Origin of the sequence: Mesorhizobium sp. ANAO-SY3R2, assembly GCF_042466635.1 — a bacterium.
Taxonomy (GTDB): Bacteria; Pseudomonadota; Alphaproteobacteria; order Rhizobiales; family Rhizobiaceae; genus Aminobacter.
This window is the reverse complement of record NZ_CP159955.1, coordinates 1,034,882-1,061,317: the sequence shown is the minus strand read 5'-3', so window position 1 is coordinate 1,061,317 and position 26,436 is coordinate 1,034,882. Positions and strand designations below refer to the sequence as shown.

The 26,436-nt window shown below is 63.9% G+C and carries 22 protein-coding genes; 12 read left to right on the top strand and 10 right to left on the bottom strand.

The annotated features are described in order from the left end of the window. Window positions 1-6: 6 nt before the first annotated feature. A complete protein-coding gene (locus ABSY17_RS09875; RefSeq protein WP_378949819.1) occupies window positions 7-2,019 on the bottom strand; it encodes a putative bifunctional diguanylate cyclase/phosphodiesterase in 2,013 nt (670 codons plus the stop codon). A gap of 431 nt (window positions 2,020-2,450) precedes the next feature. On the opposite strand from ABSY17_RS09875, the gene ABSY17_RS09870 reads away from it, so the two are divergent. From ABSY17_RS09870 to ABSY17_RS09845, 6 genes are all read left to right on the top strand, one after another. Further along, window positions 2,451-3,488 carry a class I SAM-dependent methyltransferase gene (locus ABSY17_RS09870; protein ID WP_378949817.1) on the top strand — a complete coding sequence of 346 codons (1,038 nt, stop codon included), beginning with the start codon at window positions 2,451-2,453 and terminating at the stop codon, window positions 3,486-3,488. A 314-nt stretch (window positions 3,489-3,802) separates the two neighbouring features. Then, the gene (locus ABSY17_RS09865; protein WP_378949815.1) at window positions 3,803-4,831 is read left to right on the top strand and encodes a sulfate ABC transporter substrate-binding protein; all 1,029 of its coding nucleotides are present in this window, start codon (window positions 3,803-3,805) and stop codon (window positions 4,829-4,831) included. A 20-nt stretch (window positions 4,832-4,851) separates the two neighbouring features. Next, entirely contained in the window at window positions 4,852-5,703 is an 852-nt protein-coding gene (cysT, locus tag ABSY17_RS09860; RefSeq protein WP_378949814.1) for a sulfate ABC transporter permease subunit CysT, read from the top strand. Next, on the top strand, window positions 5,696-6,580 hold the full coding sequence (gene cysW / locus ABSY17_RS09855; protein ID WP_378949813.1) for a sulfate ABC transporter permease subunit CysW: 885 nt from the start codon (window positions 5,696-5,698) through the stop codon (window positions 6,578-6,580). The genes cysT and cysW overlap by 8 nt, the downstream gene beginning before the upstream one ends. Before the next feature lie 13 nt (window positions 6,581-6,593). Beyond that, on the top strand, window positions 6,594-7,637 hold the full coding sequence (locus ABSY17_RS09850) for a sulfate/molybdate ABC transporter ATP-binding protein (RefSeq protein WP_378949812.1): 1,044 nt from the start codon (window positions 6,594-6,596) through the stop codon (window positions 7,635-7,637). Between the two features lie 186 nt (window positions 7,638-7,823). Further along, window positions 7,824-7,997 carry a hypothetical protein gene (locus ABSY17_RS09845; RefSeq protein ID WP_378949811.1) on the top strand — a complete coding sequence of 58 codons (174 nt, stop codon included), beginning with the start codon at window positions 7,824-7,826 and terminating at the stop codon, window positions 7,995-7,997. Window positions 7,998-8,943: 946 nt separating this feature from the next. Here the strand turns inward: ABSY17_RS09845 and ABSY17_RS09840 are convergent. The 3 genes from ABSY17_RS09840 to ABSY17_RS09830 form a co-directional block, all read right to left on the bottom strand. Beyond that, window positions 8,944-10,116, bottom strand: a complete 1,173-nt coding sequence (locus ABSY17_RS09840; RefSeq protein WP_378949810.1) for a Gfo/Idh/MocA family protein — start codon at window positions 10,114-10,116, stop codon at window positions 8,944-8,946. A gap of 165 nt (window positions 10,117-10,281) precedes the next feature. Continuing rightward, complete coding sequence (locus tag ABSY17_RS09835) at window positions 10,282-11,340, bottom strand: sugar phosphate isomerase/epimerase family protein (RefSeq protein ID WP_378949809.1); 1,059 nt, start codon at window positions 11,338-11,340, stop codon at window positions 10,282-10,284. Window positions 11,341-11,444: 104 nt separating this feature from the next. Then, the gene (locus ABSY17_RS09830) at window positions 11,445-12,740 is read right to left on the bottom strand and encodes an amidase (protein ID WP_378949808.1); all 1,296 of its coding nucleotides are present in this window, start codon (window positions 12,738-12,740) and stop codon (window positions 11,445-11,447) included. A gap of 111 nt (window positions 12,741-12,851) precedes the next feature. Between ABSY17_RS09830 and ABSY17_RS09825 the strand changes: the two genes are divergently transcribed. Next, window positions 12,852-13,952, top strand: coding sequence for an NADH:flavin oxidoreductase/NADH oxidase (locus ABSY17_RS09825; protein ID WP_378949807.1), 1,101 nt, complete (start codon window positions 12,852-12,854; stop codon window positions 13,950-13,952). Window positions 13,953-14,064: 112 nt separating this feature from the next. Then, entirely contained in the window at window positions 14,065-15,123 is a 1,059-nt protein-coding gene (locus ABSY17_RS09820) for a succinylglutamate desuccinylase/aspartoacylase family protein (protein ID WP_378949806.1), read from the top strand. Window positions 15,124-15,243: 120 nt separating this feature from the next. On the opposite strand, the gene ABSY17_RS09815 is transcribed toward ABSY17_RS09820, so the two are convergent. Continuing rightward, window positions 15,244-16,641, bottom strand: coding sequence for an amidohydrolase family protein (locus tag ABSY17_RS09815; protein WP_378949805.1), 1,398 nt, complete (start codon window positions 16,639-16,641; stop codon window positions 15,244-15,246). A 315-nt stretch (window positions 16,642-16,956) separates the two neighbouring features. Then, entirely contained in the window at window positions 16,957-18,273 is a 1,317-nt protein-coding gene (locus tag ABSY17_RS09810; RefSeq protein WP_378949804.1) for an NAD(P)H-dependent oxidoreductase, read from the bottom strand. Between the two features lie 309 nt (window positions 18,274-18,582). Here ABSY17_RS09810 and ABSY17_RS09805 point away from each other — a divergent pair, with 309 nt between their 5' ends. After that, window positions 18,583-19,665, top strand: a complete 1,083-nt coding sequence (locus ABSY17_RS09805) for a WD40/YVTN/BNR-like repeat-containing protein (protein ID WP_378949803.1) — start codon at window positions 18,583-18,585, stop codon at window positions 19,663-19,665. A gap of 18 nt (window positions 19,666-19,683) precedes the next feature. Beyond that, the gene (locus ABSY17_RS09800; RefSeq protein ID WP_378949802.1) at window positions 19,684-19,995 is read left to right on the top strand and encodes a MoaD/ThiS family protein; all 312 of its coding nucleotides are present in this window, start codon (window positions 19,684-19,686) and stop codon (window positions 19,993-19,995) included. Window positions 19,996-20,011: 16 nt separating this feature from the next. Here the strand turns inward: ABSY17_RS09800 and ABSY17_RS09795 are convergent, their stop codons facing one another. Together ABSY17_RS09795 and ABSY17_RS09790 are read right to left on the bottom strand one after the other, a co-directional pair. Then, window positions 20,012-21,511 carry a tripartite tricarboxylate transporter permease gene (locus ABSY17_RS09795; RefSeq protein ID WP_378949801.1) on the bottom strand — a complete coding sequence of 500 codons (1,500 nt, stop codon included), beginning with the start codon at window positions 21,509-21,511 and terminating at the stop codon, window positions 20,012-20,014. A 22-nt stretch (window positions 21,512-21,533) separates the two neighbouring features. Continuing rightward, complete coding sequence (locus ABSY17_RS09790; RefSeq protein WP_378949800.1) at window positions 21,534-21,992, bottom strand: tripartite tricarboxylate transporter TctB family protein; 459 nt, start codon at window positions 21,990-21,992, stop codon at window positions 21,534-21,536. A 646-nt stretch (window positions 21,993-22,638) separates the two neighbouring features. Here ABSY17_RS09790 and ABSY17_RS09785 point away from each other — a divergent pair. After that, window positions 22,639-23,601 carry a Bug family tripartite tricarboxylate transporter substrate binding protein gene (locus ABSY17_RS09785; protein ID WP_378949799.1) on the top strand — a complete coding sequence of 321 codons (963 nt, stop codon included), beginning with the start codon at window positions 22,639-22,641 and terminating at the stop codon, window positions 23,599-23,601. Window positions 23,602-23,666: 65 nt separating this feature from the next. On the opposite strand, the gene ABSY17_RS09780 is transcribed toward ABSY17_RS09785, so the two are convergent. Beyond that, window positions 23,667-24,572 (bottom strand): LysR family transcriptional regulator, encoded by a 906-nt coding sequence (locus tag ABSY17_RS09780; RefSeq protein WP_378949798.1) that lies wholly within the window; start codon window positions 24,570-24,572, stop codon window positions 23,667-23,669. 195 nt (window positions 24,573-24,767) lie between these two features. On the opposite strand from ABSY17_RS09780, the gene ABSY17_RS09775 reads away from it, so the two are divergent. Next, entirely contained in the window at window positions 24,768-25,541 is a 774-nt protein-coding gene (locus ABSY17_RS09775; protein WP_378949797.1) for an SDR family NAD(P)-dependent oxidoreductase, read from the top strand. Between the two features lie 154 nt (window positions 25,542-25,695). Here ABSY17_RS09775 and ABSY17_RS09770 read toward each other — a convergent pair whose 3' ends face one another. Continuing rightward, window positions 25,696-26,334: a class I SAM-dependent methyltransferase gene (locus ABSY17_RS09770; protein WP_378949796.1), complete on the bottom strand. Its 639-nt coding sequence runs from the start codon at window positions 26,332-26,334 to the stop codon at window positions 25,696-25,698. Window positions 26,335-26,436: the final 102 nt, after the last annotated feature.

The window sequence follows — 26,436 nt, the reverse complement described above, 5'->3', positions numbered from 1 at the left end:
CCAGACTCAGGCAGATTTGAGGGCGACAACGGGTTCCTTGTGGCTCCCCTGCCCATGCCGGAAATCCTCCGCCGGAGCCGGACGCCCGACGAGGAAGCCCTGGACCTGATCGATACCGAACTCACGCATCAGTTCCATCTGCTCTGCGGTCTCCACGCCTTCGACCAGTATCTTGTGGCCGCGATTGCGCACCAGGCCGATAATGTCCTGCAGCATGGCCCGACCGCGCGCGTCACTGGAGGCATGCAGGAACGAGCGATCGATCTTCACCGTGTCGAAATCGATCAGGCGCAGCCACGAAAGACCAGCGAAACCGGTGCCGAAATCGTCGAGCCATATCCTGATGCCGAGCAGCTTGAGGTCGGCGATGCAGCGCAGGATGCCCGAATCCATCTCCATCTCGAGGCCCTCGGTGATTTCGAAGGCGAGCCTGCTGCCGTCCACGCCCGTTTCGCCGAGAATGGCAGCGATAGATGTGGCGAAACCGGGCGTCTTGAGCTGGATGGGCGAGACATTGACCGAGACGACCCGTATCTGACTGTCGGACAGCAACTCACGGCACGCGGTTCGCACCGTCCAGCGCCCGAGTTCCAGGATGGCGCCGGTACGCTCGGCTATGGGGATGAAAAGGCTGGGCGAAACAGGCGTGCCATCGTGCATTTTCAGGCGCATCAGCGCCTCGACGCCTTCGATTCGACCCGAGGCGAGGCTCATGATCGGCTGATAGACCAGCGAAATGAGGTTCTGACTGGTCGCGATCTTCAGCAACGCGGCGATGTTCTCGCTCTCGTCGCTGCTTTGCGGGTCGTTCGGATCGAACAGCCACGTGCAATTGCGGCCACTGGCCTTTGCCAGATAAAGGGCGCGATCGGCCTCGTAGATGATTTTTTCCAGCTTCGTATCGCCGGCCTGCTTGCGGGTGAATGCGGCACCGACGCTGACCGTCACCACCGACATGCCATCGCGCCTGTAGTCGTGCATCAGCCCCAGATTCTCCACGGTCAGGCGAATGGATTCGGCGAGTTCCTCCACCTGTTGGCGGCTGTCCATGCGGGCCAGCGCGATGAATTCCTCCCCGCCATAACGGCCGATCGTGCCATGGTACTGCTCTATGGTCTCGCGAAGCGCCTCGGCGATGAGGACCAGGCAGCGGTCGCCCCTCTGGTGGCCGTAGGAGTCGTTGAACTTCTTGAAGAAGTCGACGTCGATGAGAACCGCCGCGAAGCCGATGCCGGCGTGTTGCCAGTCGTTCCAGTAGTCGCGCAGCTTTTCGTCGATGGCGCGGCGGTTTTCCAGGCCGGTCAGGGGATCGGTCCGTGACAGCCTGAGCAGCGCCTTGCCGCGCTCGGTCGCCTCATGCTGCTGGGCCTTGGCCTCGAGCGCGTTCAGGAAGACGTTGAAGCGCTCGTTGTTGAGCTTCCAGTTCACGAAGGACGTGAAGGTGAAGCACGAGACGTAGAACGTCGCGAATGTAAGCTTGTAGGCCGCGCTTCCATGGAGGAAATACAGCGCGACGAAGAACGTCGCGAGGATTGTTCCCGACGCTACCACCGAAAGGCGGAACTGCAGGTTGAAGAACAGGTTGGCGCCCATCATGAAGATGGCACCGAAGATCATGTAGTACGAGAAATTCAAGGACTGCTCGGTCAGGATCGCCAGGCTCAGCCAGCCTGCATAACCAAGCACGAGGGCAATGGCGCAAGTGCCGTCGAGCCACGCAGTCCTGACGTCCAGAAGGACCTGAACCTCAAGCAAGGTAAGCACGAACACGCAGATCACCAGCCGCGCGACAATGGTGTAGGTCGAAACGTCGGGGATCAGCAGCACATCGGTGATGGCAAAAAGCAGATAGACCGCGACCGCGACCCACAAGCCGTGCCTGGCAGCAGCCCTGCGGGCGCCGTCGCCTTCCATGCGGTAAAGCGCATACAGGTCCGCCTTCGACGGCTCGCCCCTTCCAGCCTCATGCATGTCCACCCCAACCATGTTGGCCAACGCAAGGGTACTGCACTGATCCATCGCGCTACGCCCCCCGTTCAACGGGTATATCCGCGTTTCCAGCGATGGACGATGCCGCCAACCCTAATCACGTGCCATCCCCTTTGCGCGCTGCACCTCCCCTGTGCAGTACGTCGCAGAAATTTGCATTGGTGCATGGTTTCCCATGGGGCCAGTACTGATCCCTTTGGCCATGCACCAGGCTTCGCAACACCACGGTAACTTGTGGCTCTTACGGAATGTTACCGACGGTTCAATAAATTTTAGTAAAATTAAATATCATAGGCAGGCAGACGGCAGAAAAGCTTATGAGGCCCGCTCGTGACAATTCCTGACTTGCCGCAAGGCAACAATGGCACCGGCCGGCGCATATACACGCCCCACGCGCGAACTAATTCATCGTTAACATCTGAATTGTAGAGTCAACGCATTGTTAATGCGTGGGGTATCGCGTGAACAGAGTTGTATTGGACGGCGAAAGTCTTATCACTCCTGCAACCATCGGGGCCGAGTTGGTATCGGCAAGGGCCGATTTCGGCAGCGAAACGTTTGAGATCGCAAAGGCTCACCTTGCACTGATCCTCAATGTCGCAAACCAGGGCTTTGCGAAAGGCAGGGATCCGGCGGCCATCATCCATCGACTGGCCGCGGAACTTCACCAGACGCGCGAGAGATTCGACCCGGCGGTCTGGCAGGCGCTCATCCCCATTGCCCAGGAACATCCGGTAGCGGAGTATTTTCTCCAGGATCCGTTCACGCGCTGGTCATTCGAAAAGCCCAGAGGCTATTCCGGCGACGCCCACCTGCTCGACTTCATCTATGGCCACGCCAACGTGGCCGAAGACATTGCGGACGCCTCGCCGATCGGGAAAGCGCTCTACAACTACACCAAGGATGCTTCGTCGTCGGTTGCGGTGCGCGAACGACGCGATCTGCTGACCAGGCATGTCGACGAGATCGCGGCCATCCGCGGACCGGAGACGGAAGTGTTGACGATTGCCGCCGGGCACCTGCGCGAAGCCAAAGGCTCGGTGGCGTTGCAGAAAGGCGCCATCAAGCGCTGGGTAGCCCTCGACCAGGATCCACACAGTGTCGGATCGATCGCACGCGACTTCAGGGGAACCTGCGTCGAGGCGATCGATGGCTCGGTGCGCGGGCTGCTGACCGATCGCTACCGGCTCGGCCATTTCGACTTCGTCTATGCGGCGGGCCTCTACGACTATCTCGCCCACAATGTCGCGGTGAAGCTGACGAAGAACTGCATGAAGTTGTTGAAGCCGGATGGGGTCTTCCTGTTCGCCAACTTCGCCCAGGACATCGTCGTCGACGGCTACATGGAGACATTCATGAACTGGGCGCTACTGCTGCGCTCGGAAGCCGACATGTGGGCCATCATCAACGACAGCGTTGACCGCAACACCGTCGAAGCCAGCGTCGAATTCGGCGAAAACCGCAACATCGTCTACGGTATCATCAGGAAGCGCGGCTAAGCGCTGATTGCGCCGCCGGCGACGGCGGCGCGCAAGCGACTGCTGGCTCGTGCGCTGACCGCTGCCCGGCGTAGCGCCGTCGCAGTATGGCGCGGTCGTTCCTTGCCCCTTGCCGGCGCGGCGCGCGCCGCTACCTCTCGTCCTGGAGCCGATGAACGTGGCGGCACGGCCGTCACACGGAGCGGGAACAAATTTCTTCGCTCGTCATTTCTGCTTGGCCGAATTTTGCCCGTGCGAAGCAAAATTCGGAACGCTCGCCGCATCTAATTTCTACCAGTTCGATAGACTATGACCATATTCGAACGGAGGCGGAAATGACGACTTCACGCAGATCAATACTGCTCACGGCGCTGATCGCCGGCGCGGTCCAGTTCGGCGGCCTGGGCTTTGCCTATGCCGACACGACGCTGCTCAACGTGTCCTACGACCCGACCCGCGAGCTCTACAAGGACTACAACGACGCCTTCGCCAGGCACTGGAAGGCGGAGAGCGGCGAGACGGTGACGATCCAGCAGTCGCACGGCGGCTCGGGCAAGCAGGCCCGCGCGGTGATCGACGGTCTCGATGCAGACGTCGTCACGCTGGCGCTTGAAAGCGACATCAACGCGATCGTCGAGCATTCGAAGAAGATCAATCCGGACTGGCGCAGCCGGCTGCCCAACAATGCCTCGCCCTATACTTCGACCATCATCTTCCTGGTCCGCAAGGGCAACCCCAAGGCGATCAACGACTGGGGCGACCTGGTCAAGGACGGCGTCGAGGTCATCACGCCGAACCCGAAGACCTCGGGCGGCGCGCGCTGGAACTATCTTGCGGCCTGGGCCTGGGCCAACGGCCAGTTCGGCGGCGACGAAGCCAGGATCAAGGACTATATCGGCACCCTCTTTTCCCATGTGCCCGTGCTCGACACCGGCGCCCGCGGATCGACGGTGACCTTTGCCCAGCGCGGCCTGGGAGATGTCCTTCTGGCCTGGGAGAACGAGGCCTATCTGGCGCTCGACGAATTCGGCGCCGACCAGTTCGACATCGTCTTCCCGCCGTCGTCGATCCTGGCCGAGCCGCCGGTCGCGGTCGTGGACGCCAACGTCGACGCCAAGGGCAGCCGCAAGGTGGCCGAAGCCTATCTCAACTACCTCTATTCGGCGGAAGGCCAGACCATCGCCGCCAAGCATCACTACCGCCCGTCCAAGCCGGAACTGGTGCCGGCGGCGGAACTGCAAAAGCTTCCCGAGTTGAAGCTGGTCACCATCGACGATCCGATTTTTGGCGGCTGGGCAAAGGCGCAGCCACACCACTTCGGCGATGGTGGTATATTCGACCAGATCTACAAGCCAGCGCAGTAGACCAGGGAAGTCAGGACGACATGAATTCAGCTCCCGCTCCGGCGGGGTGGCGGTTCAGGCAGCCGAGCGTCATTCCGGGCTTCGGATTGACGCTCGGCTTCACGCTTGCCTACCTCACCCTGATCATCCTCATCCCGCTTTCGGGACTGGTCTGGCGTTCGGCCGCGCTCGGCTGGACCGATTTCTGGGCCATCGCCACCGACCGCCGCACCGTCAGGGCGCTCGAGGTCAGCTTCGGCACGGCCTTCATCGCAGCTGCCATCAACGTGGTCTTCGGCACCCTCGTGGCCTGGGTGCTGGTGCGCTACCGATTTCCCGGCCGCCGCGTCATCGACGCCATGGTCGACCTGCCCTTTGCCTTGCCGACGGCAGTAGCCGGCATAGCGCTGACCACGCTCTATTCGCCCAAGGGCTGGATGGGCAGCCTGCTTGCGCCGCTCGGCATCAAGGTCGCCTACACCCCGCTCGGCATCGTCATCGCACTCGTGTTCATCGGCCTGCCTTTCGTCGTGCGCACGGTGCAGCCGATCATCGAGGAGATCGACAAGGAGGTCGAGGAAGCCGCCGCCACGCTGGGCGCCAGCCGCTTCCAGACCATCACCAGGGTACTGTTCCCAGGCCTGGCGCCGGCCGTCACCACCGGCTTCGCGCTCGCCTTCGCCCGCGGCGTCGGCGAATACGGCTCGGTCATCTTCATTGCAGGCAACCTGCCCTACGTGTCGGAGATCGCGCCGCTTTTGATCGTCATCCGGCTCGAGGAATACGACTACGCCGCAGCCACCGCGATCGCCGCGATCATGCTGGTGCTGTCGTTTGCAATGCTCTTCGTCATTAACCTCATCCAGGCGTGGACCCGCAAGCGTTATGGCTGACCCGGAATTCTACCCCGCCGACCAGACGCACGCGCACGCCTCGCTGGCGTCCAGCGAAGGGCCGTTTGCGCGCCTGCTGCTGATGGCTTCGGCCTTCGCCTTCCTTGGCATCTTCCTGCTGCTGCCACTGATCGTCGTCTTCGCGCAGGCCTTCGCCAAAGGTCTTGGCCCGTTCCTCGCCGCCGTCGGCGAGCCGGACACCGTCGCGGCGATCAAGCTGACGCTGCTGGTAGCTGCGATCTCGGTGCCGCTCAACCTGGTCTTCGGCATCGTCGCTTCCTGGTGCATCGCCAAGTTTGAATTCAAGGGCAAGGCCTTTCTCATCACCCTGATCGACCTGCCCTTTTCGGTCTCGCCTGTCATTTCCGGTCTGGTCTATGTGCTGCTGTTCGGCGCATCGAGCCTGCTTGGGCCGTGGCTCAAGCTGCACGGCATCGTCATCCTGTTTGCCGTGCCCGGCATCGTGCTGGCGACGATCTTCGTCACCTTCCCCTTCGTTGCGCGCGAACTGATCCCGCTGATGCAGGAACAGGGCACCGGCGACGAGGAGGCAGCGCTCTCGCTCGGCGCCAATGGCTGGCAGACCTTCTGGCACGTCACGCTGCCCAACATCAAATGGGGCCTGTTCTACGGCGTGCTGCTCTGCAACGCGCGCGCCATGGGCGAGTTCGGCGCCGTGTCGGTGGTCTCGGGCCATATCAGGGGCCAGACCAACACCATGCCGCTGCAGGTCGAGATCCTCTACAACGAATACAATGCCGTCGGCGCCTTTGCCGTGGCCTCCGTGCTCGCCGGCCTGGCGCTGGTGACGCTTGTGCTGAAAACCCTTCTCGAGCTGCGCTACGGCGCAGAGATCGCCGCCACGCGCGGACACTGACAGAGGCATACTGATGGAAGTTCGCGTTTCCAATGTGCGCAAGGAATTCGCCCAGTTTCCGGCGCTGCACGACGTATCGCTGGACATCAAGTCCGGCGAACTGATCGCGCTGCTTGGACCTTCCGGCTCGGGCAAGACCACGCTTCTGCGCCTGATCGCCGGTCTGGAGCGGCCGACCCGCGGCAAGATCTATTTCGGTGACGAGGATGCCTCGCACAGGACGATCCAGGAGCGCAATGTCGGCTTCGTGTTCCAGCACTACGCCCTGTTCCGCCACATGACGGTGGCCGACAATATCGGCTTCGGACTCAAGGTCAGGCCGTCGGCCAAGCGGCCGACGAAGAAGGAAATTCGACGCCGCGCCTCAGAACTGCTCGACCTGGTTCAGCTCTCGGGGCTGGAAAAACGCTATCCGGCGCAGCTTTCGGGCGGCCAGCGCCAGCGTGTGGCGCTCGCCCGCGCCATGGCGATCGAGCCCAGGGTGCTGCTGCTCGACGAACCCTTCGGCGCGCTCGACGCCCAGGTGCGGCGCGAGTTGCGGCGCTGGCTGCGCGAGATCCACGACGCCACCGGCCATACCACCGTCTTCGTCACCCACGACCAGGAGGAAGCGCTCGAACTCGCCGACCGTGTGGTGGTGATGAGCCAGGGACGCATCGAGCAGGTCGGCACCGCCGACGAGGTCTACGACACGCCCAATTCGCCCTTCGTCTACGGCTTCATCGGCGACTCGAGCTCGCTGCCGGTCAAGGTGGAGAACGGCGAGGTCTGGATGGACGACCGGCCGATCGGGCTGTCCGTGCCCGACCTGGCCGATGGCGAGGCCACGCTCTATTTCCGCCCGCACGACGTCGAGCTGCTCGACGAATGCGGCGGCTGCATCGCGGGCACCGTGGCGGCGAGCCGGCGCGTGGCGGGAACCCGCCGCGTCGAACTGGAGATCGGCGGTGCCCGCGAGCGCGTCGAGATCGAGCTGCCCGTCGGCCACCCGGCGGCGCAGAAGAGCCGCGTGGCGTTCCGACCGAAGCGCTGGAAGGTGTTTCCGAAGGCGAGGTGATCAGTCGGCCGGGCCGGGGGCTTACACGAGCGCGACCACGCGGGTTCGGAGCGTGCCCGGATGCAATCCTCGGTGGCCGCGATGAGCGCTTACCCAGGGTGACCAGTCCTCATGTCGCAGGGGCGCGATATGGCCTTTCGAAGTCGAGCGGCTAGATAGGGGGAAAGAAGAAAGGATCGAACCCCCATGATCGAATTCATCCGAAAGAGGCCCGTGTTGGCGCTCGTGGTCGCCGCGTTCCTGGCTGCGGTGGTGGCAGTTGCTGCCACTATCGGGGTTCTGCCAACCCTCACCCTCCTCGCGACGATCGGCACTGCCTTGGTCATGGCCGGTCTCGTCATCGGATCGTTCGCGGGGTAGGCATTGCTGACACCGTGGGCACCCTGCGCGCCTGTACGGAGCGGCCCGATTTAGTTACCGCCAATCAGGGCAAGGACAGCGTTACCGAACTCTGTGAATGGTTTCTGTCCAAAGGCGTCGGTATTGAGGCCAGACTGCCGTCTATAGACGATGCACGCAAGTTCATGACCTCGTCCATACGCACGCGCTGCCGGCGCGTGCTGATCGAGCCATCGGGCCGGCGGACGGACGAAGCTAAGGCCTTTCAGTATCGTTGGGGGCTAGACCCGGTGACCTCTGGCCAATCTGCTCCAACTGATCCGCTATCCGCTCAAGTGCGGTGACCGATTTGCGTTGGACTTTGACAAGCTTCATCACGAAGAAGCCGAAGATCCAAAGGATTCCTATGATTGGTATCCAAGCAACTATGTAGCCGATTATAGTATCGTCCATTCGAGCAGATCCCCTCACCTAAAGCATGCCGAAAATAAATCAGAGCAGTTAGCATTAGACAAGAAGCCGGATGGTCACCAGAAGTACACTGCCAAGCATGGACGCAAGACGTCCAAGTCGGACACGACGCCACTGGATCACACCCTCTAAACTCAAGGAGCAAGGCTACCGCTTGAACATGGTCCGCCGCCTCTTTCTTCAATGTTCCGGCATGGATTCCCGACACTCTCCGCTCGCTTTGCTCGCTCACGAGGTCGGGAATGACGAGCTTCATTTTCCGCGAACGCCAATCGCAAACGTTGGAGACTGGCGAAAGCGCCCCCGCCATCCGTCATTCCCGACCTCGTGAGCGAGCAAAGCGAGCGGGCAGTGTCCGGAAGCCATGCCGCAGCCTATCCAGAACAATGTCGGTGCCGAATGAGGTCAACCAACCGACGCAGCAAGGTTGACGGACATGCCTTGGCCGCGACGTTGGCCGGACTGTGTTGTCTCAGTCAGATCCCACCCTACCCCCTCACAACCTCGTCCAGGCCGCGTTCTTTTTCGACGAGCGCACGCAGGCCTCGATGAAGGCAACCCCTTCGACGCCGTCCTGGACCGTGGGAAAAATGACGTCCTTACCCGGCTTGCCGCCCGGCTTCCGCGCCGCGCGGATGGCGCGGGCTGCTTCCTGGTAGATGTTGGCAAAGCCTTCGAGATAGCCTTCGGGGTGGCCTGACGGCACGCGCGTCACCCGCGCCGCGGCAAGCCCTGCGCCGGCGCCGCCGCGGGTGATCATCTGCCTGGGCTGGCCGAAGGGCGTGTACCAGAGATAGTTCGGGTCGGCCTGCACCCACTCGAGCCCGCCCTTCGAGCCGTAGACGCGCAGCTTGAGCCCGTTTTCGTGGCCCGGCGCCACCTGGCTCGCCCAGATCATGCCCTTGGCGCCGCCCTTGAAGCGCAGCATGACGTTGACGTTGTCGTCGAGCATGCGGCCCGGCACGAAGGCGTCGAGGTCGGCCGAGAGGCTGTCCAGCTCCAGCCCCGTGACGAAGCGGGCGAGGTTGTAGGCATGAGTGCCGATGTCGCCGGTCGCGCCGCCCGCGCCCGACTGTTTCGGGTCGGCGCGCCACGCCGCCTGCTTCTGGCCGGTGGCGGCGAGGTCCTCGGTCAGCCAGTCCTGCGGATACTCGGCCTGGACGACACGGATATCGCCGAGCAGCCCCTTTTCGACCATCTCGCGCGCTTGCCGGACCATCGGATAGCCGGTGTAGTTGTGGGTCAGGACAAAAACCTTGCCGGTCTTTTCGACAAGGGCTGCGAGCTTCTTCGCTTCAGTGAGCGTCGCCGTCAGCGGCTTGTCGCAAATGACGTGGATGCCGGCTTCGAGGAAGGCCTTGGCTGCGGGAAAATGGATGTTGTTGGGCGTGACGATGGCCACCGCCTCGATGCCGTCGGGGCGTTTGGCTTCGGCCTTGGCCATCTCGGCAAACGAGGTGTAGCTGCGTTCGGGATTGAGGCCGATCTCGGCGGCGGAAGCCCTGGCGCGCTCCGAGTTGGACGACAGCGCGCCCGCCACCAGCTGGAAATCGCCGTCCATGCGGGCGGCAATGCGGTGCACGCCGCCGATGAAGGCACCCTGCCCGCCGCCGACCATGCCGTAGCGGATCGGGCCACTGCCGCTTTCGGATTTCGATGCACCGACCATTTTTCCCCTCCCCCGTTAAATTGAGCCCCCTCACCCGGCCTCCGCTTCGCTTGGCCACCCTCTCCCCGTGGGGGAGAGGAGGTCTGAGGCGTTGCCGCTTGCCTCTTCTCCCCCACGGGGAGAAGGTGGCCGCGCAGCGGCCGGATGAGGGGGTAAATTGTGTGCCTATTCGATGCCCATCATCTTCCTCAGCATCGCCCGGTCGCTCGACCCGCCGGCAAAATCGTCGAAAGCCTTGTCGGTGACGCGGATGATATGACTCTCGATGAAGGGCGCGCCCTCGGCGGCCCCGTCCTCCGGATGCTTGAGGCAGCATTCCCACTCCAGCACCGCCCAGCTGTCGTAGCCATATTGCGCGAGCTTGGAGAAAATCCCGGAAAAGTCGACCTGGCCATCGCCGAGCGAGCGGAAGCGGCCGGCGCGATTGAGCCAGCCCTGGTAGCCGGAATAGACGCCCTGGCGGCCGTCGGGGTTGAACTCGGCGTCCTTGACGTGAAACGCCTTGATGCGCTCGTGGTAGATGTCGATGAAGGCGAGATAGTCGAGCTGCTGCAGCAGGAAATGCGAGGGATCGTAGTTGATGTTGCAGCGCTTGTGGCCGCCGACCGCGTCGAGGAACATCTCGAAGGTGGCGCCGTCGAACGTGTCCTCGCCGGGATGGAGCTCGAAGCAGAGGTCGACGCCGGCCTCGTCATAGGCGTCGAGGATAGGCCGCCAGCGCTTGCCGAGTTCGGCGAAGGCCTCCTCGATCAGCCCCCCTGGCCGCTGCGGCCAGGGGTAGAGATAGGGGAAGGCAAGCGCGCCGGTAAACGAGACGCAGGCGTTCAGACCAAGGTTCTGCGATGCCCGCGCGGCAAGCTTCATCTGCTCGACCGCCCATTGCTGCCTCTCCCTGGGCTTGCCATGCACCGCCGCCGGCGCAAAGGCATCGAACTGCGCGTCATAGGCCGGATGGACCGCCACCAGCTGGCCCTGCAGATGGGTCGACAGTTCGGTGATCTCGACGCCGGCATCAGCGCAGATGCCCATGACCTCGTCGCAATAGGCTTTTGATGTCGCCGCCTTCTGGAGATCGAACAGGCGCGCATCAGGTGTCGGGATCTGCACACCCTTGTAGCCGAGCCCAGCCGCCCACGATGTAATCGATTTCAGCGAATTGAACGGTGCCTCGTCGCCCGCGAACTGGGCGAGGAAGATCGCTGGTCCTTTCATGGTCGACGGCATTGCTGTTTCTCCTCGTGCGATTCCGCCTGTAACGTTGCAGGCCAGATGATCATTATTCGGGCCGGCTCCGCAAGTGGCCCCGCAAGCCTGGTCACCGCGATGTCCTATGCGTCGCGCAACAAGGCTTCGACGGCAAGCCCAGCGGCAAGCACCCGGCGGTCGTGGCCATGGCGGCCGACCAGCATCAGGCCCACCGGCAGTCGGTTGCCCGGCACAGGCAGCGACAGCGCGCAGAGGTCGAACTGGTTGGCGACCTGGGTGTTGCGGAGAAGCAGCCCCTCGGTGCGGTCGGCGTGCATGTCGTCGGCCAGCATCTCGGCAATCGGCTGGGCAACGATCGGGGTGGTCGGCAGCACCAGGAAATCGACAGCCGACAGCCGCGCGTCCATGGCCGCCGCAAGCTCGGCGCGCCGGCGCATGGTGCGGATATAGGTGACCGCCGGAACCTGCATGGCGCGGCCCAGCGAACCGCTTACGTTGCGGTCGACCGCCGTCGGGGCGCCTGTTGTCAGCCAGTCGGCGTGGATTTCGGCACCTTCGATGGCCGCGATCGAGGCCGCCCGCGTCGCCTCGCGCATGCCCGCCAAGAGATCGTCGACCGCGATATCGATAATTTGAGCGCCGGCGGCGGCGAGGCGCGCCAGCGAGCGGTCGAAGGCGGCGGCGACGATCATGTCGCAGCCCTCCATCAGCCGGCCCCGGGGAACGGCGATGCGCAACCCAGTCAACGCCAGCGGCGCAGGCGCAAACGCTTCCTTGCCGGCCATGACGGCGTCAGTGGCGATGCACTGCGCTACGGTCCTTGCCAGCGGGCCGAGCGAATCGAGCGACGGCGCTAGTGGGAAAGCACCGTCGAGCGGGACGCGCCGCGCCGTCGGCTTGAAGCCGACGACGCCGTTGAGGGCGGCCGGAACGCGGACGGAGCCGCCCGTATCCGAGCCGATTGATATGTCGGAGGTGCCTTCGGCCGCCGACACACCGGCCCCCGACGACGAGCCGCCCGGGATCAGCGCCGGATCGGCGGCGTTGCCGGGCGTGCCGTAATGCGGATTGATGCCGAGTGCCGTAAAGGCGAACTCGGTCATCGCCGTCTTGCCGACAATGACCGCACCGGCGCGGCGCAGGCGCCTGACCACCAGCGCATCCTCCATCGCTGGGGCGGCGTCGCGGCGCATCAGTGAGCCAGCCAGCGTCGGCTCGCCGGCGACGTCGAGCAGGTCCTTGATCGAGACGATGGCGCCGTCGAGGGCCCCCAGCGAAACACTGGCGCGAACCCGCGCATCTGCCGCATCGGCTGCCGCACGAGCTGACTCGCCATAGATCTTCATGAACACGCGCTCGTCCCCGGCCCGCGCCGCAAGCTGCGCCAATATCGCTTCGAGCCTGTCCCTGGTCGTCATGCACGTTCCCCTCGCCGTCGCCCGATCGAATAGCACGGCCTGGCATCATGCAACATGGTTGTCGGCGGCCGCAAACACCTTACATTCGCCTTCCCATCTCTCGGAGCAACCATGACCGCCCATCTGTTTTCACCGATCACCCTCGGTAACCTCGAACTCCCCAACCGCATCGCCGTCGCCCCGATGTGCCAGTATTCGGCCAATGACGGCTCGGCCTCGGACTGGCATCTCCAGCACTGGATGAACCTCGCCATGTCGGGCGCCGGCATGATCACAGTCGAGATGACCGACGTCGTGCGGCGCGGCCGCATCAGCCACGGTTGCATGGGACTTTATTCCGACGCCAACGAGGCGGCGGCCAAATGGGCGCTCGACGCGGCCAAGCGGGTCGCCACGCCTGGCGCGAAGTTCGGCACCCAGCTTGCCCATGCCGGCCGCAAGGGCTCCAACCGCCGCCCGTGGGAGGGCTCGGGTCCGTTGGGCGCCGACGAAGACGCCTGGCCGGTGGTCTCGGCCTCCGCTTTCGCCTATGCCGATGGCTGGCAGGTGCCGCAGGCGCTGAGCGAACAGGGCATCGAAGAGACGATCGGCCATTTCGTTCAGGCAGCGAAGCGGGCCGAACGCGCCGGCTTCGACTTCATCGAGCTGCATTCCGCGCATGGCTACCTGCTGCACCAGTTCCTGTCGCCGCTGTCCAACCAGCGCACAGACAAATGGGGTGGCTCGCTGGAAAACCGGATGCGTTTTCCCATCGAGGTGGCGCGCCAAGTGGCGCGGGCTGTGCCAAAATTGATGCTCGGCGCGCGCATGTCGCTGACCGACTGGGTCGACGGCGGCTTCACGCTGGAAGAGGCCATCGAGGTGGCGAAAGCCTACCGTGACGTGGGCGTCAGCTATATCTGCTGTTCAAGCGGCGGCAACTCGCCGCTGCAGAGCCTGCGTACCGGCCCCGGCTACCAGGTCCACCTCGCCGAAGCCGTCAAGAAGGCAACCGGCATTCCGGTGCGTGCCGTCGGCATGATCGACCAGCCGGAGCAGGCTGATGCGATCATCCGCGAAGGCCGGGCCGACATGGTGGCGCTTGGCCGCGCCCTGCTCGCCGATCCGCGCTGGCCGTGGCGGGCGGCAGCGAAGCTCGGCCACGAGTTCCATCCGGCACCGCAACTGGCGCGCTCGGCGGCGCTGATGAAGCAGTGGGCGACTGCCGGCTGACTTTCGGCTAAAGCTGGCGCCGCGACTTGATCCGGCTGGATCAGGACGCGGCGCGGCAAAGCAGGTTAATCGCCGGCCAAAACACGCGTGCAGTTACCAAGGGGAACAAAAGATGGAAAAAAACGTCGAGACGATCAGGGGCGACCGCGAAGGCATCGTTTACGAAATGCCGGTCTACCGCATTGCCGGATCGTCTGACGATGCGCCCACAGCCTATATCCAGGCCGCACTCCACGGCGACGAACTGCCGGGCGTGGTTGCCATCGACGCGCTGATGCCAAAGCTGCGGAAGGCCGAAGGCGAAGGCCGCATTCTGGGCAGCCTGACCATCGTGCCGCGCGCCAACCCCATCGGCGCCAATCAGCAGTTCTTCAGCGCGGTCCAGGGGCGCTTCGACCTCGCCTCGCGCGTCAATTACAACCGCGACTTCCCACTGCTCGCGCGGCCGGACGTTTCGCTGCTGCCCGGCGACGAGGTGGCGATGCCGGCCGACCAGCGGCTCAAGGCACGGCTGCTGAAGCTTTCGGTCGGCCACGACATCGTGCTCGACTTGCATTGCGACGACGAGGGTGTGGCCTATCTCTACGTGCCAAACGCGCTGTGGCCGGCGATGGCCGACTGCGCCGCCGCCATGGGCGTCGACGCCGTCATCCACTGGGGCGGCCAGTCTGGCTCGTCCTTCGATGAAGCCTCGCTGCATCCCTGGCTGCAGATCCCGCGCGAAGAGGCAAGGCTCGATCGGCGTGTGGTTACGACGGTCGAATACCGGGGCACGTCGGACGTCTATGCCGACACGGCGGAAGCCGACGCCGAAGGCATCTACAGCCTGCTGGTGGCGCGCGGGGTGATTTCCGACCCCGCCGTCGCCGCTCCTGGACCGTTCGCGGGCGTCGCAGCACCAATCAGCCATATAGAGATGGTGCCTTCGCCTTGCGCCGGCGCGATCCTCTATGACGTGAAGCCCGGCGACAAGGTGAAGGCCGGCGACCGCCTCGCCACCATCGTCCGCGCCCCCGGCGAAGAAGGCGGCCGCGTCGAGGTTTTTGCGCCGCAGGACGGCTTTGTACTCACCCGCCGCTCGCATCGCTCCACCGGTGCGGGCGACGATCTCGTCAAGCTGGTCGGGGTAGCACCGAGCAAGGACGCAAGGTCGGGCGCGCTGGAGGCGTAGGGACGGCGTCTGTGTTGGCTACGCAGTCAGCACTGGCGTTTGGCGTCGTGTCCTGCACCGAGACATGCGGAACAATGTTTGGGCGGCCGCCAGCCGCCCAAAACTCGCGCCAATGAGCGATCAGTTCGGCAGGGTGTCCTTGTAGACGCGGCCGTCCTTCATGATGACCAGGAAGTTCTTGTCGGGATCGGCGACGAGCTGGATGTCCTCGAGCGGATTGCCATCGACCAGCAACAGATCGGCCAGCGCCCCCTCCTCCACTACGCCCAGATTCCCCGGATAGGGGTTGCGCTTGCCGGAAAGCTTCAGCACCTCGGCATTGGTCCCTGTCGCCATCACAAGTGCTTCGGCAGGCGTGTACCACCTGATGAGCGAAGCTAGGATTGCCCCCTGTTGCCGCGCCAGTTCGCGGGAGAACAGCACATCCGTACCCCACGCCGTCTTGATCTTGTACTTCTTCGCCAGTTCGTACGTCCGGGCGATGCCTGGCCATACCTCATCCGCCTTTGCTCGCTCGACCGTTCTTTCACGAAGACCCACCCTCATCAGCTCCGGAAGCGGCTGCAAGCTCAGCCAGATATCCTTCTCGGCGATCAGCTTGGCGGTTGCCTCGTCCATGAGGAAGCCGTGCTCGATACATTTCACGCCGGCCGCAATCGCCTTTTTGGTCGCATCCGTCGTGAAGGCGTGCGCAATCACGTAGGTGCCCCAATTATCGGCAATTTCGACCGCTGCCCGCAATTCGGGCTCGGTGAAGGTGGTGACATCGAGCGGACTGAATGGCGAAGACACCCCGCCGCCGGCTGTTATCTTGATATGGGCGGCACCTTGCATGAACTGCTCGCGCGCACGCAAACGCACCTCGTCGGGGCTGTCCACGACTATACTGCCGCCATTCCTCTCCATGGGCGTGAACGGGCCGCCGATCTGCCGCGGCAGATCGCTGAATTGTCGGAAGTCGCCGTGGCCGCTGGTCACGGTGATCATGGCGCCGGATGGATAGATGCGCGGTCCCGCGATGATGCCGCTGTCTATCGCTCGCTTGAGGCCGAACACAGGCCCGCCCACATCGCGAACCGTTGTGAAGCCGCGCATCAGCGTATGCGTGGCCTCGTCGCCCGCAGCAAGATTGGCGAAGCCGACGTCGCCCATCGCCTCTGCTGGGGTAGATGCGATCAACATCGCATGCCAGTGAGCATCGATCAGCCCTGGCATCAGCACGCGCCCGCCGCCTGATATGACTTCGGCGCCCTCAGCTTCGATGGGAGTTGCCGAAATGCGCTCGATGACGTTGCCCTTCACCAGCACATTCGATGCGGGCGAGAGCGTGCTCGCCTTGCCGTCGAAGATCCGGACATTTTCGAAGAGGACCGCGCCGCTCGGGGCGGGCAGAGGCTCGGTCTCCGCCACCGCTACCTCGGCAGCGTAGTCATGCGCGCGGCTGGCGCCGCCGAAACCGGCAAGAAGTGCAGGTACAAGGAGCAGGAAGCTCAAGAGGTAGGTGCGCATGCCCGTCATCTCATGGATCCCCAATATGCGAAACCGCCTGACGAACGCTATTGCCGCCAGCTTGGCCATGCAGCGGCAATGCACTTCGCAACAGGGCAGCGAACTCGCCATGAGATTGGCACGCTGGCAGCGAACTATCCACCGGCGTCAGCGACGGTCAGCAATGATGGTTACCATCGGCTCTACAGCGCCGCGCGTCCTTCTGGACGCGCAAAGGACGCTGTAGCAGTTTGAATCTGTGCATGATCCTTTCCGAAAATCGATTCCGATTTTCGGGGTCATGCACTGGACGCGCGCAGTATATGGACGCGCGGCGCAGAACGATCAGCCATACACCAGTCTGTCCTGCCGCGCTCTCAGCTCGGCGATCTTCGAGCCGGGAGCGACGGCCGCGTTGGCGTAGCTGATCAGCTCGCCCTTCCTGATCGGGGCGGTGACCGTGCCACCCTGCAGCAGGCCGCAAGGGATCGCCTTGGCCGCACGCGCTTCGGGTGCGGTCATGATCCAGGCGCGGTAGCAATATTCGCCGATGGCATCGAGTTTTTCGCCCGGGGCCATGTCCTTCTTGGCGACCGCGCAGACCTCGGCCACGGGCTTGGCCAGCGGCACCATGTCGGCCTTGCCGTAGAGCACGACGCGCGCACAGGTCAGCGGCACCTCGAGCGAGGTCAGGTGATAGGGCCGGTGGAAGGTGAAATACGGGCCATGGCCCATCTTCAGGTCTTCCATGCGCTCGCGCACGCGCGGATGTGACATGTCGGCGACGACGAAGACGCCGGGCGCGACCCCCTTGCCGATGGTGTAGTCGACGACGCCGACCTTCGACAAAACGCCGCCGTCCTTTTCGGGGACGAGAACCTTGTTGAGCTCGCCCAGCGTTGCCGCCGGGCCGTGCATGCCGGCCTTGTCGGGCACGAGCCCGGTCGCATTGGCGATCGCCGCCATCTCGACCATGGTCTTGGAGCCGTCGACGAACTCGACCAGCATGCGCACGTTCATGTTGCGGCGCTTGGCTTCCTCGGCATAGTCGTGCGGCACGGCATCGATGTTGAGCGGGTTGTTCTTGCCCTTGCCGGCGGCGACGATGGTGTGGCCCATCGCCGAGACGAACTCGATCAGCTCCATGCACGACGACGGCTCGTCGCCGGCGCCGAGCGAATAGGTGACGCCGAGCCGGTCGGCCTCGGACTTGAGATAGGCGCCGATGGTGACGTCCGCCTCGACATTCATCATCACCAGATGCTTGCCGTGCTCCATGGCGCGCAGGCCGATCTCGGCTCCGACCGCCGGCACGCCGGTGGCGTCGATGACGACGTCGATCAGGCCGCTGTTGAGGATCAGGTCGGCGTCGTTGGTGACGGCGATCTTGCCGGCCTCGATGGCATCGCTCAGTGCCGCGGCGGTTCCCACCTCACGCGCATGGCCCGGCTCCTGATAGGCGATGTCGGCGGCGCGGTGTGCCGCCTCGGGGTGGAGCTCGGAGATCGCGCCGATCTCGATGCCGGGCATGTGTGCGACGCGGGTGACGATGTCGGTGCCCATCTCGCCGCAGCCAATCAGGCCGATGCGGATCGGCTTGCCCGATTTTCCGCGCTCGACAAGGTCACGCGCCAAGCCGACCGGAGCGACGTTGATAGCCATCTGAATGGTCCTCCCGAGGAAGCGAAGCATATATCTCTAACGCTGGACGGGTATTGAATTATGGCACCGTGTCAACATGAATGTCGGCATGGCCGATAGAGGTGTTGCGGAGCCCGTTTGTCAGTAGAACGCTGACAGAAGCTGGTCCGGCCGTGCGTTTGCCGATACTATCGCGCATCCTTGCCCGCCGGGACGCGGAGTTGCCCTGGAGAGCAGCCACGGCAGGACACCAAGACGCGAGTGATTTCAGAGCGATAGCAGTCGAACCAGATTCAACTTCTGAAGACATGACTCCGTGGGAGGAGACTTATGGCACAGAAAGTCCTTATCCTGCTTGGCACCAAGAAGGGCGCCTTTATCGCCGAAAGCGATGTGGAACGGCGATCGTGGAGCCTGCGCGGTCCGTTCTGCGAGACCTGGCCGATGAACCATGTCGTCGCCGACGAGGCGACCGGCACGATCTGGGGCGCCGGCGGCAACGAGTGGTTCGGCCCGGCCGTGTGGAAATCGACAGATCTCGGCGAGACCTGGACGCATTCATCCGAAGGGCTCGCTTATGCCGAGGGTGAGGAGCCGATCAAGGCGGTGTGGAGCCTCGGCAAGGGCAATGGCAGCCTCTTTGCCGGCGTGCAGCCCGCCGGCCTGTTCCGCAGCGACGATGCCGGCCAGTCCTGGCAGCACATCGAGGGTCTGCAAAAGCACCCTTCCCGGCCCCACTGGAACCCCGGCGGCGCCGGCCTGATCCTGCATTCGCTAGTGGTCGATCCTGACGACCACGACCGCATCTGGATCGGCATCTCGGCGGCCGGCGTGTTCTACACCGGCGACGGCGGCAAGACCTGGGAGCCGCGCAATCTCGGCACCCGCGCCGACTTCCTGCCCGAGGGCGAGAACTATCCGGAATTCGGCCAGTGCGTGCACAATCTGGTGATGGCACCCGAAATGCCCGAGCGGCTCTACCAGCAGAACCATTGCGGCATGTACCGCTCCGACGACGGCGGCAAGCACTGGGTCAGCATCGAAAAGGGCCTGCCCTCGACCTTCGGCTTCCCGGCCGCCACCCATCCGCGCGATCCGGAAACGCTCTATCTCGTGCCGCTCAATGGCGACAGCGCCGGCCGCTACGTGCCCGACGCCAAGGCGGCCGTGTGGCGGACGCGCGACGGCGGGCGCGAATGGCAGGCGCTGCGCAACGGCTTGCCGCAGGAAAACGCCTATATCGGCGTGCTGCGCCAGGCGATGGCGACCGATCGGCTGGAGCCTGCAGGCGTCTATTTCGGCACCAGCTCGGGTGCGCTGTTTGCCAGCGCCAACGAGGGTGAAAGCTGGAGCAACGTCGCCCAGCACCTGCCGTCGATCCTGTCGGTGGAAACACTCGTCGTCGACGACTGAGTTCGAGGGCACAAGACGATGCTGGACGCCCCATCGCGTGCAAACAAGCTTGAGGCGGAAGTCGCACCCGTCGTGGTGCGGCTGCCGGGCGTGCTGGTCGATCTGTTTCCCGGTGCGCCGCGACGCGTTGAAATGCGGGTCGCGACCGTCAGGGAAATGGTCGATGAACTCGACCGTCGCTGGCCCGGCATGCGCGACCGCATCTGCGATTCAAGGCCTGCTATCCGCAAGCACATGAATGTCTTCGTCGAGGGCGAGCGCGCCACGCTGAAGAGCAAGCTCCGGCCCGGCGTCGAGGTGTTCGTGCTGACGGCGATCAGCGGCGGCTGAACGCCGCCGGCAATCGCTACTCCACGAACGCCTCCTCGCGGGCCCTGGAGAATTTCGGCAGCAGCACCAGTAAGATGACGCCGAGTGCCACGGCCAGCAGTATAGCGCTGACCGGGCGCGTGACGAAGATCGTGAGATCGCCGCGCGACAGCGCCATGGCGCGGCCGAAATACATCTCCAGCATCGGCCCGAGGATCATGCCGAGCAGCAGCGGCGCTGGCTCGCAGCCGCTACGGGTGAGCAGGACGCCGAGCACGGCAAAGCCGCACATCAAGAGGATGTCGAACTCGCTGTTGTTGATGGCGAAGACGCCGACGCAGCACAGCACCAGGATGAACGGATAGAGCAGGTTGTAGGGCACGCTGATGATGCGCGCCCACAGCCCGACCAGCGGCAGGTTGAGGATCAACAGCATCGCGTTGCCGATCCACATAGACGCAATCAGGCCCCAGAACAGTTCCGGCTGCTTCTCGATCATCGATGGCCCCGGCTGCACGCCCTGGATCAGCATCGCCCCGATCATCATCGCCATGATGGCGTTGGATGGGATGCCAAGCGTCAGCATCGGGATGAAGGAGGTCTGTGCTGCGGCATTGTTGGCGGCCTCGGGAGCGGCAACACCCTCGATGGCGCCCTGGCCGAAGCGGCTGGGGTCGCGGGCGATGCGCTTTTCGAAGCTGTAGGAGATGAACGAAGCCAGAAGCGCGCCCGAACCGGGCAGCACGCCGAGGATCGAACCGATGACGGTGCCACGCAGGATCGGCGGGGTGACGTCACGGACATCCTTGCGCGACAGCAGCAGCGAACCAACCTTGTGGGTGCCGCGCGCCTCGTCGGACTGGCCGGAGAGGTTGGAAATGATCTCGGTCAGGCCGAACAGGCCCATGGCAGCGGCAACGAAGCTGATGCCATCGCCAAGGCCGGGAAGACCGAACATGAAGCGCTCGACGCCGGTATTGGCATCGACGCCGACGGTGCCAAGCAGGATGCCGAGCACCACCATGGCAAAAGCCTTGAGCACCGAGCCATGCGCCATGACGATGCAGGTGACGATGCCGAGCACGACGAGAGAGAAATATTCGGGCGCGCCGAACTTGAGGGCGAGTCCAGCCACGGGGGCAGCGACCGCGGCGATGACGATGGTGGCGACGCAGCCGGCGACGAAGGAGCCGATCGCGGCCGTCGCCAGCGCCTTTCCGGCCTTGCCCTGGCGCGCCATCTTGTAGCCGTCGACGGCGGTGATGACCGACGAGGATTCGCCCGGCAGATTGAGCAGGATCGCCGTGGTCGAGCCGCCATATTGCGAGCCGTAATAGATGCCTGACAGCATGATCAACGCCGGCAGCGGCTCGATGCCGAATGTGAAGGGCAAAAGCAGCGAGATCGTTGCCGCCGGGCCGATGCCGGGCAGCACCCCGATCAGCGTGCCCAGCAGCGCGCCCAGCAGGCAGTAGAAGATCGCGTCGGCCGTGAGCACCGCACCGAAACCGATCTGCAGATTGGCGATGAGATCCATTTTCCGAGCCCCTCCAGCGACGTCAGGAGAACCAGGTGCCGAGCACGGGCATCTGCAGGCCGAGCCCGACGACGAAGACCAGCGTGACGAAGGCGGCGACGCCCACAGCCAGCGCCAGCGCCGAAAGCCAACCGAGCGAGCGACTGGCCAGGGTGGACAGCAGGACCAGCAGCATGGCGGAAAGCGGCAGGCCGAGCGGCCGCAGCAGGAAAGCGAACAACAGGCTCGAGCCGACGATGACGAGGATCGGCAAGGGTGCGAGCGAAACCGGCGCGGCCTGTTTGCCCGCGAGACTACGCAGCAAAAGCACCAGCCCGAAGCCGGTCAGCACGGTCGCCGCCACCAGCGGAAAGAAGCCGGGGCCGACATGCGCCAGCGTGCCGAACGGGTATTTGCGGGCGACGGTCAGCGCTGCCACGCCGACGACGCCGAAAACGATGCCGGATACGAAATCCTGTTGATTGCGGATAGTCAGTGTCATGGGGTCCTCCCATCGCGACCACTGTCGCCGCCGCCTTGCGACAACATCGTCCGAAAAGACTATTTTTCACTGAAATACCAATTACCGTACCTATCAAACCCCGAATAGATCGCCATTTTTGCCATAACGAGCGACTTCACCATCTATTCCAGCACACTCATTTCAAACAAACGGTCGAGTTGCTTTCGTATCGCCTTGGTGAGTGGCCACGCAAAAAAGACCGACAGAAGGCCTCCAGCGGTCGCAACAGGTGCCCAAACCGGTGGGCCGGCTTATGAGTTTCAGAGATTTAGAAATCGATTCATATCATTGGCGGCATCAATCGGTTTCGCGATATCTTCGAATTCGACCACGAATTTACTGGGTTTTGGAGGAAACCATTGGTCTGCGCGGGAGGCTTTGCACTCGATGACGGTTGACGGGACTATGCAGCGGCGGCATGGAAGCTCCGCTCCGCGCTTCCCCCTGCCCGATCCTGATTGCATCGGCCCTGGGCGAAAGGCTCTCCTCGGGGGATACGGAACCTAGAGATTGCAATACAAACAATACTGAAAAATACAAATTTATACTTAAGACCTATGCGACCATCCCGCGACCTGGAGACCGGGATCGAAGCCGAACCACCATCAATCCGGGGGAGAAACCGATGAAGTTCACACAGTTCGTTGCGGGCATGGCATTTGCCCTTGTGGCAGGCACGGCGCAGGCCGAAGACTATCCGAGTAAGCCGATCACCCTGCTGGTCGGCGCGGCCGCCGGCGGTCCGACCGACATTCTGGCGCGCATCGTCGCCGACGGCCTGAAGACCAGGTTGCCGCAGCCGGTGGTCGTCGAAAACCGTCCCGGCCAGGGCGGCCAGCTCGCCAACGTCCTCATCTCCAACGCCGCAGCCGATGGCTACACGCTGGCCGTCACCAGCGGCGGCATCGCTGCCCTGCCCTTCACCGGACAGGACTTCAAGCTCGACCCGGTCGAGGACTTCACCGACGTCGCGCTGATGGCTTCGGCCACGCGAATCCTGCTCGCCAGCGCCGACGCACCGTTCAGCGACGCCAAGGGCCTGATCGAATACGCCAAGGCCAATCCGGGCAAGGTGAATTACGGCGACATGGGCGGCACCAACACGCTCGACATCGGCCTGCTCGCCTCGAAGGCCGGAATCGAGATCTCCTCGATCCCCTATGCTGGCAGCGCCAGCCAGGTGCAGACGGCGATTGCCGCAGGCGAGGTCGACATCGCCCTCGACACCTATTCGAGCGCCCGCAACTTCCTCGAGCAGGGCAAGACCAAGGCGCTCGCCGTCGGCACCGCCGCCCGCTACGAAACCTTGCCCGACGTGCCGTCGATCGGCGAATTCGTGCCCGGCTCCGAGAGCAGTTCGGCCTGGTATGCGATCATTGGCCCGAAGGGGATTCCAGCCGAGATCGTCGGGAAGCTCAACGCCGAGATCAACGGCGTGCTCGAAGAGGAAGGCAACCGCAAGAAGATCGCGGCCCTCGGCCTCGACCTGAAGACCGGCAAGCCGGCCGATCTCGAAGCGCTGATGAAGAAGGACAGCGCGCTGTGGGCCGAAGCCGTCAAGGCGACCGGCTACAAGGCGCCGCAATAGTCTTGGGCCCGGAGCGCCGCATCCTGGCTCCAGGCGCTCCAGTTTCAACGCCGCCGCAAGCGCCATCAGGCGCTTGCGGCGGCGTCTTCTTGCTTGATCCGCCTGATCGTTTCGAGCAGGCGCTGACGGGTCGGCGAGTGCGCCGCCTGCTTCCAGATGAAACTCGGATAGGCCGGCAGCGAAAAATCGCTGACATGGCGCAGCACGATCTCCTTCGACCGCTCGCCACCGATCGGCCCGGGCAGGAAGCAGAGGCCGATGCCAACCTCGATAAGACCGAGCAGAAGTAGCCGGTCGGATGCGGTCTGGACGATGTTGGGTACCAGCCCGCCATTGTGGCAAGCCGCCAGCATCCGATCGTGCAGGATCGGCGAGACGTGCCGCGGCAACCAGATGAATGGCTCGCCAGTCAGGTCGCGCAGGCAGATTTCTGGCATCGTGGCGAGCCGATGCCCCCTGGGCATGGCCAGCAGCCATTCCTCCGGGCTCAGCCGTTCAAACGCCAGTTCAGGATAGGTCATCGGCGCATAGACGAAGCCGCCGTCGACGGAGCCCGACCGAACCGCCTCGACCACCTGCTCGCCCCCCATCGGCAACAGCACCAGCTCGACATCGGGGTTCTCGCTCTTGAACAGCTTGATCGACCGGAGCACCGTCGGACGGTCGAAGGCGGCGACCTGCAGCGCCACCCGCAAGATGCCGAGCTGGCCCTTTGCCACCATGACGGCATGGCTGCGCGCCTGCTCGACATCGGCCAGGATGCGCTGCGCCTGTGCCAGGAACTGCACGCCGAAGGCCGACAGCCTCACCCGCTTGCCGATACGGTCGAACAGGTCGCAGCCGAGCTGGAGCTCGAGTTCGCGCACCTGCCGCGAAACCGCGGACTGAACGACATTGAGCTTCAGCGCCGCCTGGCTGAAATTCTCGGTCGCCGCAACGGCAACGAAATATCTCAGATGGCGAAGCTCCATATCGTCCCCCAGACAGGAAATGTCGTGCCTGCTTATCCTTTTTCGAGATAACGGCAACTGAATATGTCGTTTAAGCCGCAGTCATCTCGCGTGTTAGGCCATGCCCAGGCAATTGCGGCAGGCCCCGCATCGGTGGCCAGGGCCGCCATGCGTGGCCGCTCCCGCAAGCCCTCATCAGCCCAAGGGAGAAGACATTTGGCAAACAACCCGTTCGACCTCACTGGCAAGGTGGCGCTGGTCACCGGTTCGACGCAAGGCATCGGCAACGGCATGGCAACGGCACTTGCGCGCGCAGGCGCCATCGTCGCCATCAACGGCCGCGACCAGGCCAAGGCGGAGGAAGCCGCCGCCCGCATCCGCGCGCTAGGATTCCAGGCCGAAGCCTGCGCCTTCGACGCCACCGATGCCGAAAGCATCGACCGCGGCGTCTCGGCTCTCGAGGCCAAGGTCGGCCCGGTCGACATCCTGATCAACAATGCCGGCCACAACATCCGCGGCGACCTCGCCACCTATCCGCTCGCCGACTTCCACAAGGTGATGGCGCTCAACCTCGATGGCGTGCTGCTCGTCTCGCAGCGCGTGGCGCCGGGCATGATCGAGCGCAAGGCCGGCAAGATCGTCGTCACCGCCTCGCTGAGCGCCGACTTCGCCAAGGCCGGCGGCGGCACCTACGCCACCTCCAAGGCGGCGGTGAAGATGCTGGCCAAGGCGATGGCCGTCGAATGGGGCCCGCACAACATCCAGGTCAACGCCATCAGCCCGGGCTGGAACAAGACCGACATCATGAAGGCGATGCTGGAAAAGAACCCGGCGCTGGAAAAGTGGGTGAACGAGCGCACCCCGCTCGGCCGCTGGAGCGAGCCGGCGCAGGATCTCGGCGGCGCTGCCGTGTTCTTTGCGTCTTCGGCCTCGGACTTCATCACCGGCCAGACGCTGTCGGTGGACGGCGGCTTCGCCTCGACGTTCTGACCCACTCGCGCCCATTGCAGCGCCGCGCGTCATTCATGACGCGCCAGAACGCTGCAACACTTTGAAAATGCGCATCGTGCTTTCCGAAAATCAATTCCGAATTTCGGGCCGATGCGCAAGGGCGCGCGTGAACTGCCTGACGGTCGAAGGACCGTCAGGCTCTTTTGCTTCTGTATATCGCCACCTTGCCGTCGCTGCAGGGCAACTCGTTGGTCCTGACCAGCCAATGCTGCCACAGGATCTGCTTTTCGAAGAACTTGTCGGCACGCACGTAGATGATGGAGATCTGGCGCGGCGCCTCGGCCAGCGACCGGCGGATGTTCTCGAATACCTTGGCCAGAACGCTGCCCTCGAAGGGGTTGAAGAAGAACAGCACGGTGGCGTCGTCGGGGATCTTCCATTGCGACGCATCGGCCAGCACCAGCTCGACATCAGTGCATTTGAGGTTGCGAGCGGCACGCAGGTTCCTTTGCGCAACCTCGTGGAGTTGCGGCGAGAACTCGACACCGATGACCTTCCGGAAAGGACGCTCCGCCGCCAGCAGCACGGCGCGTCCCTTGCCGGAACCGAAATCGACGAAGACATCGACCCCGGGGCGCACCTTGATGCGCTGCATCGCCGCCAGGAACACGTCATAGTCGGTGGCGACATAGGCATGGTTCTGCGGATCGGCAAAGCCAAGTTCCTGGTCGGCCACCTCCTGCGCCGTCGAGATGCCGCGAAGGGCATCCTGCCGGCGCGCCACCAGCTCCGAGCGCAGTCGGCGCGCCGCCAGCCAAAAGGTGTGGGTCATGCCGTCCTGTCTGATACGGCCCAACAGGGTTTGCAGTGGTGCAGGCGTCGTCATCGCGGAGCCCTTTCCGGACACGATGGAGGTGGCTGGAATGCACAGCCT